Origin of the sequence: Aliisedimentitalea scapharcae (genome assembly GCF_045277565.1) — a bacterium.
Lineage (GTDB): Bacteria > Pseudomonadota > Alphaproteobacteria > Rhodobacterales > Rhodobacteraceae > Aliisedimentitalea > Aliisedimentitalea scapharcae.
The window spans coordinates 1863578-1875328 of sequence record NZ_CP123584.1 but is presented as its reverse complement, the minus strand read 5'-3'; the positions used below and the strand labels follow the sequence as shown (position 1 = coordinate 1875328).

Here is an 11751-nt window from a genome sequence, read left to right as displayed (position 1 = left end):
CCTGAGGGAGCCACCCCCAACGGGGCTGCAAGCAGCCCCTGTCGGACAAGGGACAAGAGTTTTTATAGCGAGATGAAGGCGGACGCCTTCTCTTGCAGCAACGGGAGGAAGCAGAGCAATGTTTCTGGAATTGATAGGCGTGATCTTTGCCGGCTTTGCCGTGGCGGGCGTGGTGATGTTGCTGAACAAACTGACCGGCGGCCGCCTGCCCCGCTGGGCCGCGCCGGTGGGCGCAGGTCTGGGCATGATCATCGCCACAGTCACCAGCGAATACGGCTGGTATGCGCGCACCGTCGACGGGTTGCCCGATGGCCTGGTGGTGGCCGAAACGGTCGAACACACCAGCTGGTACCGCCCCTGGACCCAGGTCGTGCCCTATGTGAACCGGTTTGCCGCGGTGGACATGGCCAGCATTCAGGACAACGCCGCCCTGCCCGGTCAACGCCTGGCCGAACTCTACTTCTTTGGCCGCTGGGCCCCGGTCAACAAACTCCCGGTGGTGATGGATTGCGACAGCCATCGCCGGGCGCTGTTGCCCCCAGATGCCGAATTTGATGCAGACGGGCGTGTCACCAACGCCGATTGGGTTCAGGCCGATGCCGATGACACCATCCTGACCACCATCTGTTCGCGGGAGTAACCCATGACCCGGCTGAGTTTGCGTTTGAGAATTTTCCTGTTTTTCTGTTTGCTGGCTCTGGGCGGTGTGGGTCTCGTGACCGGTGCTTTGTGGATCGGCTATGCCCGCGCCGGTCAGCCTGCGCTGCTGGATCCATTTGTGTTCAGCGGCTTGCTCAGCTGCTTTGCGATTTTGGCGCTATGCGCCGGGATCTGGCTACTCTTTGATGAAAACGTTGCAAAGCCCATCGAACGCCTGGCTTCGGAAATGCGCGCGCGCGCCCACGCCGGTGTCAGCAATGACATGGACCTCCAGGCCGCCCGGTATCTGGGCGATCTGGCCCCGGCGGCCGCCGGGCTGGCCGGACAGCTGAGCGAGACCACCCTGTCCACGGCGCAGACCGTGGCTCAGGAAACCGCCCGGCTGGCCCAGGACAAGGCCCGGTTGACCGCGCTGCTCACCGAAATCCCGGTGGCCATGGTTCTGGTCAGCCCCAGCCATCAGATCGTGCTGTATGACGGGCAATCCGCCGAAGTGCTGGCCCAGATCGCCCACCCCCGGCTGAATGCCTCGCTGTTTGACTATCTGGATCGGACCGGGCTCGAATCCGGCCATGCGCGCATGATGAAAACCGGGTTGGAGGTCAGCTGTCGTGTGACGGGGGCGACCGGACAACAAAGCTATGATCTGCGGCTCAAGCCTCTGGGCGAGGCCGGCGGATACATGATGACCTTTGACAGCGCACATGCACAGATCGCGCCGGACGCGGCGCGCCCGCTGGTCTATGACTTTGATCTGCTCGACACCCCCGGCGACGCCGCCTTTGAGGATCGCGCCCTGGCCGATCTGTGCTTCGTGGTGTTTGATTCCGAAACAACCGGGTTGCTGCCGCACAAGGACGAAGTCGTTCAGCTGGGCGCCGTGCGGGTGCTCAAGGGCCGGATCATCGACGGTGAAATCATCAATACGCTGGTCGATCCCGGTATCGCGATTCCAGCAGCGTCAACCCGTGTGCATGGGGTGTCCGATCATATGGTGCAGGGTGCGCCGGACATCTTTGCCGTCGCGCGAACCTTTCACCAGTTTGCGACCGATGCGGTGATTGTTGCGCATAACGCCCCTTTTGACATGGCGTTCCTGCGTCGCCACGCGCAAAAAACCGGCGTCACCTGGGACCATCCGATCCTGGACACCGTCCTGCTCAGCGCCGTGTTGTTCGGGGCCTCTGAAACCCACACGCTGGATGCGCTGTGTGACCGTCTGGACGTGACCATCCCCGACCATCTGCGCCATACGGCGCTGGGGGATGCGCAGGCCACAGCCGAAGTTCTGTGCAAGATGCTGCCCATGCTGCAGGCCCGTGGGTTGGCGACCTTTGGTGACGTGATCGAACAGACCCGCAAACATGGGCGTCTGCTCGAAGATCTGAACTGATCCGCGCCGGTCAAAGGGCAAAACAGACGGTGGACAAATCGCGGCTGGCGTGGCACCTCAACGCGGCAGATCCAGCAAGGGCACGCGCGCATGACCGAAACCAGCTTTGTTCCCGGCCCTGAAACGGCCCGCGCCTATCGCGATGCGTTGGGGTGTTTCGGCACCGGTGTCACCGTCGTCACCACGATGACCGACAGCGGCCCGCTGGCGATGACCGTGAACAGCTTTGCGTCGGTGTCGATGTCCCCGCCGCTGATCCTGTGGTGCCCGGCGCGCGCGTCGCTGCGCCACGACGCCTTTGTCATGGCTCCGCATTTCGCCCTGCATGTCATGGCCGAGGATCAACAGGATCTGGCGGTGCATTTTTCCCGCAATGGTCATGATTTTTCATCGACCCCCTGGCAAAAGAACGCCCAGGGCCAACCGATCCTGCCCGGGTGTCTGGCCCGGTTCGACTGTCGCAAACACGCCCGCCACGACGCCGGTGATCATTCGATCCTGGTGGGAGAAGTGTTGTTGACCACATCCCGTCCCGGACAGGGGCTGATGTTCAAACGCGGGCAATACGGCGGGTTTCTGGGTCAGGGATAACCGCCCACCCGGACCGCGTCTGGCCCAAATCCTCTTGGAACAGACCTGGGGCGCACCCAGGGCGCGCGGCGGCCTTGCCTGCGCGCGCACCCCGGATCCACCAATCTTTGCCGGTCAGGCCACGCCCTGTCCAACCAGCGCCCGGGCCACGTCATAAAACGCTTCGGCCTGTTTGCTGTCGGGTTGGCTGACCACGATCGGAACGCCCCCGTCCCCGGCCAGACGCACATCCAGATGCAGCGGGATTTCGGCCAACAATGGCGCACCCAGCTTTTCGGCCTCGGCGGCGACACCGCCATGACCAAAGATGTGTTCTTCGTGTCCGCAGTTCGAACAGACGTGGGTGGACATGTTTTCGATCATCCCAAGGATCGGCACCTTGGTCTGGCGGAACATGTCGATCCCCTTGCGCGCGTCCAACAGCGCCACATCCTGCGGCGTCGAGACAATGATCGCACCGTCAATCGCAAATTTCTGGGCCAGCGTCAGCTGCACGTCACCGGTGCCCGGCGGCAGGTCGATCACCAGCACATCCAGATCCCCCCATTGCACCTGCATCAGCATCTGCTGCAGCGCCCCCATCAGCATCGGACCCCGCCAGACGACCGCCTGACCTTCCTCCATCATCAGACCCAGCGACATCACGGTCACACCATGGTTGCGCAGCGGCAGGATGGTTTTGCCATCCGGGCTGGCCGGTCGCCCCGACACGCCCATCATGCGCGGCTGTGACGGGCCATAGATATCGGCATCCAACAGACCGACCTTGCGCCCCTGCGCTGCCAGCGCGGCCGCCAGATTCGACGCAACGGTGGATTTCCCCACCCCACCCTTGCCCGACGCCACCAGGATGATCCGACCCACACCAGGCACCGCCTGGGGGCCCTGCGGCGCGGCCGGTTTTGCCTTGGGTTTCAGATCCGGCGGCGGGGCCTTTTGCGAATGCGCGGTCAACAACGCCGACACTTTGGCCACGCCGGGCACCATTTCGGCGGCCTGTTGCGCGGTGGCCCGCACGGCTTCCATCTGATCCGCATGTTTCGGGTCGATTTCCAGAACAAAGCGCACCGTGTCGCCTTCGACATTCAGGGCCCGCACCACACCGGCGCTGACAATGTCCTTGCCCGAAATCGGGTCGGTGATCTTGCCCAGATTGGCAAGCACGGCCTCACGCACGCTCATTCTGTGTCATCCTTGATGGTCCCTGTCACCACATGTTCCAGCTCGAGCCCGTCAATGGTCAGAACCACTTTGGCCTCAAAGCTTTTGCTCCCCGTGTCCCCGGCATCGCGCAGCGCGTTTTCGATCGCCTGCTGGCTGGTTACCCCGACCTGTTTTAGAAATTTGCGCATCGACATGTTGTAACCGTCGCTCATCGGCTGGTCCTTTCGGTTTGCTGCTTCAGGTCGCAATGTGGGGGTCCGTTGGGGAAAGTCCACTTGCGGTTGGCGCTCTTTTTGCCCGACCCCGACCAAAAGAACCACCCCCGCAAAGGGCCGGATCACAGTTTGTGATCCAACCGGCCCCACAGATCGGATGCCAGGGCGGAAACCGGGTGTCCCGCCCTGGCTGCCGCCTATTTGGCGTTGGGAAAAAACAGCTGCTGCCCGTCCAGCTGATAGCCGGCAATCGCCGCCTGCCCATCGGGCCCGATCAGCCAGTCGATGAACGTCTGCCCGGCTTGGGCCTTGACGGATGGGTGTTTGTCCGGGTTCACCAGAATGACGCCATATTGGTTGAACAGGCGCGTATCGCCCTGAACCAGAATCTCCAGGTCGCCCTTGTTGGCAAAGGCAATCCAGGTGGCCCGATCGGTCAGCGCATAGGCATCCATGCCCGACGCGATGTTCAGCGTGCGCCCCATGCCCGATCCGGTTTCGCGGTACCAGCTGCCCGAGGCCGCGGCCACATCAACGCCCGCCGCGCCCCAATGGCGCAGCTCGGCCTTGTGGGTGCCGCTGTCATCCCCGCGCGACGCAAATGGTGCCTGGGCGGTGGCCACAGCAGTCAGGGCCGTGACGATATCCGATCCGCCCTTGATCCCCGCCGGATCTGCACCCGGCCCGACCAGCACAAAATCATTGTACATCACGTCAAACCGCTGCACGCCCCACCCCTCTGCCACAAATGTCTCTTCGGCGGGTTTGGCGTGCACCAACAGAACATCCCCGTCCCCCTGGGTCGCATTCTTGATCGCCTGGCCCGTGCCAACGGCAACCACACGCACCTCGATCCCGGTGTCATCCTGAAATCCGGGCAGAATCGCATCCAGAAGCCCCGAATTCTGCGTCGACGTGGTGGATTGCACCACAATGAACTCTTCGCCCGCCCAACTGGGCGAACACATCGAAATGATCGCACCAGCCAGCGCAGCACATCCCCAGGTTTTCATCATTTTCCGTCTCCTCAAATGCTCGATACGTCAATAATCCAGCCCAATTATCTCATGTCCTTTCAATACGATCAGGCGGCAAACACGACAAGCGCAGACCAGCTTCCGACTTGGGTCCACAATTTGACGCGCACAGCCACCTTGGCCTGCCCCAGCCGGTGCAAGATGTCTGTCCCCACCGCCCCCCCCAGACGACAACAGGATAGATCTGGCCCTCCTGTTCCGGCACACTCCTGCGACAGATCACCGAAACAGAAGGTGCCTATATGCTCAAACCAACCAGACCCGCCGCCCGATGCTTTTCCGGCAATTTCACCGATGGTGCCAGATGGAACGCCTTTCAGCCCCGCATCGGGGATATCGTTGTCACGACGCCGCCAAAATCAGGAACAACCTGGACACAGAGCATTCTGGCCCTGCTGATTTCCGGAGATCCGCACGTGGATGCAGAGACCTCTATGAAATCACCCTGGATCGATTTCAGCATCCGCGACCTGGACGAAGTCATGGGGCGCCTGAACGCCCAGACCCATCGCCGTCACGTCAAATCCCATACTCCGCTGGACGGCATTCCCATGTGGGACGACCTGCGATACATCACCGTCTACAGGCATCCGATCGATGTCTATTTCTCCTTTCGCAAACACGCCGCAAACCAGATCAAGGAAATCAGCCAAGCCTTTTTCCCAAATGAATATTTTTCCCAGGACCCCTCCGAAGGATTCGGCGTTTTCCTGAATGATGATTTCGTCGAAGCCGCCAGCCTGTCGTCCATTGTCGATCACTACCGCACCACCCGTGCAATGGAACCTGCTGACAACCTGTTGCGCCTGCATTACGCCGACATGTTGCGGGACCTGCCGGCCACTTTTGCCCGGATCAGCGCGCATATTTCGATCACCCATCCGCCCGCCTTGATGCAACACCTGATCCAGGCCGCCACCTTTGACAACATGAAGGCAAACGCCCATCGGTTCACCCCATCTGCCGGACAAGGCATCTGGAGCAACGATGCAGACTTCTTTGACAGCGCGTCGTCCAACAAATGGGAGGGCAAATTGTCAGAGGCCGAGTTGGCCGCCTATGACGCCCGCATGTCCGACCTGTTGCCTGGCGACCATCGTCGCTGGCTGGAATGGGGCAGCGTCTGAGATTGCAAAAAGAAACCCGGCGGGCCACAACGGCCCACCGGGTCTCCCCACTCCCCAGGTTTCTCCTGAGATTATGAGCTTAGTTCAGCGCTTTGTCGGTGATCGCATGGGTCCAGGCACCTTCCGGCTTTTTGGTGATCACAGGGTCGGACCCACCACCCAGCAGCGTGTTGACCGTGCGATCAAAATCGGCCGGATCCAGCGTGCCGTTGCTGCCCGCGGTCAGCTTGGCAATTTCGCCCATCATGCGCTTTTGATGCGCTTCGGTCTGGGCCCCTGAGGCATCATTGTCCAACACGATTTCGGCCGCTTCATCCGGGTTCGCCTCGGCGTATTTCCAGCCCTTCATCGACGCGCGCACAAACCGCACCATCTTGTCCTGGAAGGCCGGATCCTTCAGGTTTTCTTCCAGCGCATAGATGCCGTCTTCCAACGTGGCCACGCCCTGTTCCTCGTATTTAAAGGTCACCAGCTCGTCTTCGCTGACACCGGAATCCAGCACCTGACCAAATTCATTATAGGTCATGGTGGAAATACAATCGGCCTGACGCTGCAACAGCGGATCGACGTTGAACCCCTGTTTCAACACGGTCACGCCATCATCGCCCCCGTCGGTGGGAATACCTTCCTGGCTCATCCAGCTCAGGAACGGATATTCATTGCCAAAGAACCACACCCCGATGGTCTTGCCCTTGAAATCCTGCGGGCTGGTGATGCCGGTGTCTTTCCAGCAGGTCAGCATCAACCCGGATGTCTTGAACGGCTGGGCGATGTTCACCACCGGCAGCCCCTTTTCCCGCGCGGCCAACGCCGACGGCATCCAGTTCAACATGACATCCGCGCCGCCACCGGCCAGAACCTGCGGCGGGGCAATGTCCGGACCACCCGGCAGGATCGTCACATCCAGATCTTCCTCGCCATAAAATCCCTTGTCCAGTGCCACATAATATCCGGCGAACTGTGCCTGGGTCACCCACTGCAACTGCAGTTTCACCTCATCAGCGGCCAATGCGGGACCGGCTGCCAGGGCCAGCGCCAACGCTGCTCCGTTCAGTAGCTTTTTCATCTGTTTTCACTCCTTGTTGATTGGATTGTCCCGGGTGGTCCCGGGATCATTGGAAAATTACCTTTGCGACGGGTGCCAGAACGTCACCGATTTTTCGATCAATGCCACGATGCCATAGAACACCGATCCGGCCAGCGCTGCCACCACGATTTCGGCCCAAACCATATCCAGCGCCAATTGTCCGACGCTGGTGGAAATCCGGAACCCCATGCCAACCGTGGGCGAGCCAAAGAATTCGGCCACGATCGCGCCAATCAGCGCCAAGGTGGTCGAGATTTTCAACCCATTGAAAATGAACGGCATCGCCGCTGGCAGGCGCAGCTTGAAAAAGCTCTGCCAATAGGACGCGGCATAGGTCTGCATCAGATCCCGCTGCATGGCGCTGGTTTCGCGCAACCCCGCCACCGTGTTGACCAGCATGGGAAAGAACACCATGACCACCACCACGGCCGCCTTCGACTGCCAATCGAACCCGAACCACATCACCAGAATGGGCGCTGTGCCCACAATCGGCAGCGCGGCAACAAAATTCCCGACCGGCAACAGCCCGCGCCGCAGAAAATCGCTGCGGTCCACCGCAATCGCCATCAAGAACGCCGCACTGCATCCCATGACATAGCCGCTCAACGCGCCCTTGGCAAAGGTCTGCACGAAATCCGCCCATAGGATCGGCAGGCTTCCGACAAATCGCGCCGCAATCAACGTCGGAGCCGGCAGAATCACCAAAGGCACCTCCAGCCCGCGCACCAACAGCTCCCAGACGATCAACACGGTCACGCCAAAAATCACCGGCACCGCCAATTGCACCGCCCGCGTATCGGCCACCGGGCTATTGGCCAACCGACCATTGACCCACCAGCCCCCAATCCAGACCAGACCGGCCAGACCCACCATGATCATGCCACGCCCCCCTGCTTCATCTGGCCATAAATATCCCGGGGGAGCGCCTCTGGCGCGGGGGCAGAGCCCCCCAACAACAGATCCATCATGCGCCCATCCCCATCCGTTTCAGCATCACCCGTTCCACCAGGCCCAACAGCGCCACCAACGATGCCGCCAACAGCGCCGCCGCGAACAACGCAGACCAGATCTGCACCGTCTGACCATAATAGCTGCCCGCCAACAGACGCGCGCCCAGACCGGCCACCGCCCCGGTGGGCAATTCCCCAACAATGGCCCCGACCAATGACGCGGCGATGCCGATTTTCAGCGAGGCAAACAAATACGGCAATGATGCCGGCAACCGCAGCTTCCAGAACCCCTGGGACGGGCTGGCATTATAGGTGCGCAACAGATCCAGCTGCATACTGTCCGGACTGCGCAGCCCCTTCACCATGCCGACGATCACCGGAAAAAAGCTCAGATAGGCCGAAATCACCGCCTTGGGGATGATCCCCTGCACGCCAATGGAATACAGCACCACGATGATCATCGGAGCCAGCGCGATGATCGGGATGGTCTGGGACACGATGGCCCAGGGCATCACGCTCATGTCCATGACCTTGGAATGCACAATCCCCACAGCCAACAGAATGCCCAGGCCCGTGCCAATGGCAAACCCCAGCAACGTGGCGCTCAGCGTCACCCAGCCGTGATAGACCAGCGACCGTTTCGACGTGATCTTTTTGCCCACCGTGGTCTGCCACAGCTCGATCGCCACCTGATGCGGCGCGGGCAGACGCGGACGATCCTGGGCCCATGTCGCGGGAATGGCGAATGTGTTGCCCACAATCAAACCGATCTCGCCCATGTTGCGGCGGTCCTTGGCGGTGGCGGGGGTCACCTCGACCCCGGCGCGTTCGGCTGCGACCAGCACGCCCTTGATGTTCATCGGCACACAGGCCGCATACCAGAACGCGACAATCGCCGCGATCACGGTCAGAACGGCGAACAGGGATTTCATGTTTCACCCCCAAAATTGCTGCGCCGCGGCGGTGTACGGGTGGTGCACGTGTGGTGCACGGATATCACCCCCCCGGTTTGGGCCAAATCACACATCATCGCCATGCCCCGCCCGCAGCCCTTCGCGCACCCGATGTGCGATCTCGATGAACTCCGGACTGTCGCGAATATCCAGCGGCCGTTCCTTGGGCAGCGGGCTTTCGATCACATCGGTGATCCGCCCCGGACGCGGGCTCATCACCACGATCTTGGTCGACAGATACACCGCCTCGGGGATCGAATGCGTGACAAAGCCGATGGTCTTGTTGGTCCGCGCCCACAGCTGCAACAGCTGCTCATTCAAATGGTCGCGCACAATCTCGTCCAAGGCCCCAAAAGGTTCATCCATCAACAGGATATCCGCATCAAAGGCCAACGCCCGGGCAATGCTGGCCCGCTGCTGCATCCCGCCTGACAACTGCCAGGGAAATTTTTCACCAAACCCAGCAAGATCAACCAGTTCCAGAACTTTATTGACGCGATTTTCCTGATCGGCTTTGGAATAGCCCATGATCTCCAGCGGCAATTTGATGTTCTTGGATATGGTGCGCCACGGATACAGCCCCGCCGCCTGAAACACATAGCCATAGGCGCGGTTGCGGCGCGCGTCCTCTGCGCTCATGCCATTGACGCTCAGCGTGCCACCGGTGGGCGTTTCCAGCGCCGCAATACAACGCAGGAACGTGGTCTTGCCACAGCCCGACGGGCCAATAAAGCTGACAAAATCCCCTTTGTTTATAACCAGATTTACATCCTTGAGCGCATGCACCGGGCCGTCATTGGTCTGAAAGGTCAGATCCAGCCCCTGCGCCTCGATGACCGGCTGCTCCTGCGCGCGCTCAGTCATCGCTCTTCGCCCCGGGCACCCGCCGCATGGTGTGTTTCACCGGCGACATTCCGACTTCAGGTCTGCCTTGCAAAATATTGATTGCGCTCACGTTCATTCCTTCCTTCAACAGCTCCCGGCAGGTGACAAGCCTCCATCCGGAACCGTTTTGATGCATCGCCTCCACGCGCCAATCTCTGGGTCAGAGCAGCGGCGCGTGGAACCGGTCTTTTGATTATACGCCGGTCGCCGGAATGCCGGACCGCTCCACCGGACGCGGTGACGTCAGCTCCTTCCAGGTGCTCAGCGCCTTGTTCACTGTTGTGTTGGCCTCGCGCGCCACGAATTTGCCGTGCCCTTCCTGGCACCGCATGTCGCCGTCATGCACCGCCACATGGCCCCGCGTCAGGGTGAACCGGGGCAACCCTTTGACCTCATGCCCCTCAAAGACATTGTAGTCGATCGAAGATTGCTGGGTAGAGGCCTGAATTGTCTTACTCTTTTCAGGATCCCAAATCACCAGATCCGCATCAGCCCCGACCAGAACCGCGCCCTTGCGCGGATAACAGTTCAGGATCTTGGCGATATTGGTCGAGGTCACCGCAACAAATTCATTGGGTGTCAGACGCCCCGTTGCAACCCCATGGGTCCACAGCATCGGCATCCGGTCTTCCAATCCACCGGTCCCGTTGGGGATCTTGGTGAAATCCCCCACACCATAGCGTTTCTGCTCCGTGGTAAAGGCACAGTGGTCTGTCGCCACCACGCTCAGCGATCCGGCTTGCAGACCTGCCCACAGGCTGTCCTGATGTTGTTTGTTGCGGAACGGCGGGCTCATCACCCGGCGCGCGGCGTGGTCCCAGTCCTGGTTGAAATACTCGCTCTCATCCAGCGTCAGATGCTGGATCAACGGCTCGCCCCACACCCGTTTGCCCTGCATCCGGGCACGGCGGATGGCTTCGTGGCTGTCCTCGCAGGACGTATGAACAACGTACAGCGGCACGCCCGCCATATCGGCAATCATGATGGCGCGGTTTGTGGCCTCACCTTCGACCTGTGGCGGGCGCGAATAGGCATGCGCTTCAGGACCGTTGTTGCCCTCGGCCAACAGCTTGGCGCTCAACTCGGCGACCACATCACCGTTCTCCGCGTGCACCATTGCGATGCCACCCAATTCGGACAGGCGCTGAAAGCTGGAATACAGCTCATCATCGTTGACCATCAACGCGCCCTTATAGGCCATGAAATGTTTAAACGTATTGATTCCACGGGTTTCGATAACGGTCTTCATGTCATTGAACACCTGTTCGCCCCACCATGTCACCGCCATGTGGAATGAATAGTCGCAATTGGCGCGGGTGGATTTGTTGTCCCAGCGTTTCAGCGCATCCAACAACCCTTCACCCGGATTGGGCAACGCAAAATCCACCACCATCGTGGTGCCCCCGGCCAACGCCGCGCGGGTGCCGGATTCAAAATCATCCGTGGAATAGGTGCCCATGAACGGCATTTCCAGATGGGTATGCGGATCAATCCCACCCGGCATCACATAACATCCGGTCGCGTCCAGCTCCTCATCGCCCTTCAGGTTCGGGCCGATTTCGGCAATCACCCCGTTCTCGATCAGCACATCCGCCTTATAGGTCAGATCCGCCGTGACGATGGTTCCATTCCTGATCACTGTGCTCATCTTACACTCCCTTGGGACCATGCATTGGCCCTCATGCTTCT

The 11751-nt window shown here is 60.6% G+C and carries 12 protein-coding genes; 4 read left to right on the top strand and 8 right to left on the bottom strand.

Going from position 1 to position 11751, the window contains the following annotated elements:
• The first annotated feature begins 118 nt into the window (after window positions 1–118).
• The 3 genes from QEZ52_RS08840 to QEZ52_RS08830 all read left to right on the top strand — a co-directional run bounded on the left by QEZ52_RS08840 (window position 119) and on the right by QEZ52_RS08830 (window position 2644).
• Window positions 119–640, top strand: a complete 522-nt coding sequence (locus tag QEZ52_RS08840; protein ID WP_406649569.1) for a hypothetical protein — start codon at window positions 119–121, stop codon at window positions 638–640.
• 3 nt (window positions 641–643) lie between these two features.
• The gene (locus QEZ52_RS08835) at window positions 644–2053 is read left to right on the top strand and encodes an exonuclease domain-containing protein (RefSeq protein ID WP_406649567.1); all 1410 of its coding nucleotides are present in this window, start codon (window positions 644–646) and stop codon (window positions 2051–2053) included.
• Window positions 2054–2143: 90 nt separating this feature from the next.
• Entirely contained in the window at window positions 2144–2644 is a 501-nt protein-coding gene (locus QEZ52_RS08830) for a flavin reductase family protein (protein WP_406649565.1), read from the top strand.
• Between the two features lie 114 nt (window positions 2645–2758).
• On the opposite strand, the gene QEZ52_RS08825 is transcribed toward QEZ52_RS08830, so the two are convergent.
• The 3 genes from QEZ52_RS08825 to QEZ52_RS08815 form a co-directional block, all read right to left on the bottom strand.
• A complete protein-coding gene (locus QEZ52_RS08825) occupies window positions 2759–3826 on the bottom strand; it encodes an Mrp/NBP35 family ATP-binding protein (protein ID WP_406649562.1) in 1068 nt (355 codons plus the stop codon).
• A complete protein-coding gene (locus tag QEZ52_RS08820) occupies window positions 3823–4020 on the bottom strand; it encodes a DUF6494 family protein (protein WP_406649558.1) in 198 nt (65 codons plus the stop codon). The genes QEZ52_RS08825 and QEZ52_RS08820 overlap by 4 nt, the downstream gene beginning before the upstream one ends.
• A gap of 200 nt (window positions 4021–4220) precedes the next feature.
• A complete protein-coding gene (locus QEZ52_RS08815) occupies window positions 4221–5036 on the bottom strand; it encodes a substrate-binding domain-containing protein (protein WP_406650403.1) in 816 nt (271 codons plus the stop codon).
• Window positions 5037–5302: 266 nt separating this feature from the next.
• Between QEZ52_RS08815 and QEZ52_RS08810 the strand changes: the two genes are divergently transcribed.
• The gene (locus tag QEZ52_RS08810) at window positions 5303–6187 is read left to right on the top strand and encodes a sulfotransferase domain-containing protein (protein ID WP_406649556.1); all 885 of its coding nucleotides are present in this window, start codon (window positions 5303–5305) and stop codon (window positions 6185–6187) included.
• A gap of 79 nt (window positions 6188–6266) precedes the next feature.
• Here the strand turns inward: QEZ52_RS08810 and QEZ52_RS08805 are convergent, their stop codons facing one another.
• The 5 genes from QEZ52_RS08805 to hydA form a co-directional block, all read right to left on the bottom strand.
• Window positions 6267–7253 (bottom strand): ABC transporter substrate-binding protein, encoded by a 987-nt coding sequence (locus QEZ52_RS08805; protein WP_406649553.1) that lies wholly within the window; start codon window positions 7251–7253, stop codon window positions 6267–6269.
• Window positions 7254–7310: 57 nt separating this feature from the next.
• Complete coding sequence (locus QEZ52_RS08800; RefSeq protein WP_406649551.1) at window positions 7311–8153, bottom strand: ABC transporter permease; 843 nt, start codon at window positions 8151–8153, stop codon at window positions 7311–7313.
• Window positions 8154–8238: 85 nt separating this feature from the next.
• On the bottom strand, window positions 8239–9156 hold the full coding sequence (locus QEZ52_RS08795; RefSeq protein ID WP_406649548.1) for an ABC transporter permease: 918 nt from the start codon (window positions 9154–9156) through the stop codon (window positions 8239–8241).
• Between the two features lie 87 nt (window positions 9157–9243).
• On the bottom strand, window positions 9244–10041 hold the full coding sequence (locus QEZ52_RS08790) for an ABC transporter ATP-binding protein (protein WP_406649546.1): 798 nt from the start codon (window positions 10039–10041) through the stop codon (window positions 9244–9246).
• 214 nt (window positions 10042–10255) lie between these two features.
• Window positions 10256–11710, bottom strand: coding sequence for a dihydropyrimidinase (hydA, locus tag QEZ52_RS08785; RefSeq protein WP_406649543.1), 1455 nt, complete (start codon window positions 11708–11710; stop codon window positions 10256–10258).
• Window positions 11711–11751 lie beyond the last annotated feature (41 nt).

Excerpts from the sequence above, each read along its gene's own strand:
- QEZ52_RS08840 (WP_406649569.1), top strand. The coding sequence starts at position 119 with ATGTTTCTGGAATTGATAGGCGTGATCTTTGCCGGCTTTGCCGTGGCG.
- QEZ52_RS08835 (WP_406649567.1), top strand. The coding sequence starts at position 644 with ATGACCCGGCTGAGTTTGCGTTTGAGAATTTTCCTGTTTTTCTGTTTG.
- QEZ52_RS08830 (WP_406649565.1), top strand. The coding sequence starts at position 2,144 with ATGACCGAAACCAGCTTTGTTCCCGGCCCTGAAACGGCCCGCGCCTAT.
- QEZ52_RS08825 (WP_406649562.1), bottom strand. The coding sequence starts at position 3,826 with ATGAGCGTGCGTGAGGCCGTGCTTGCCAATCTGGGCAAGATCACCGAC.
- QEZ52_RS08820 (WP_406649558.1), bottom strand. The coding sequence starts at position 4,020 with ATGAGCGACGGTTACAACATGTCGATGCGCAAATTTCTAAAACAGGTC.
- QEZ52_RS08815 (WP_406650403.1), bottom strand. The coding sequence starts at position 5,036 with ATGAAAACCTGGGGATGTGCTGCGCTGGCTGGTGCGATCATTTCGATG.
- QEZ52_RS08810 (WP_406649556.1), top strand. The coding sequence starts at position 5,303 with ATGCTCAAACCAACCAGACCCGCCGCCCGATGCTTTTCCGGCAATTTC.
- QEZ52_RS08805 (WP_406649553.1), bottom strand. The coding sequence starts at position 7,253 with ATGAAAAAGCTACTGAACGGAGCAGCGTTGGCGCTGGCCCTGGCAGCC.
- QEZ52_RS08800 (WP_406649551.1), bottom strand. The coding sequence starts at position 8,153 with ATGATCATGGTGGGTCTGGCCGGTCTGGTCTGGATTGGGGGCTGGTGG.
- QEZ52_RS08795 (WP_406649548.1), bottom strand. The coding sequence starts at position 9,156 with ATGAAATCCCTGTTCGCCGTTCTGACCGTGATCGCGGCGATTGTCGCG.
- QEZ52_RS08790 (WP_406649546.1), bottom strand. The coding sequence starts at position 10,041 with ATGACTGAGCGCGCGCAGGAGCAGCCGGTCATCGAGGCGCAGGGGCTG.
- hydA (WP_406649543.1), bottom strand. The coding sequence starts at position 11,710 with ATGAGCACAGTGATCAGGAATGGAACCATCGTCACGGCGGATCTGACC.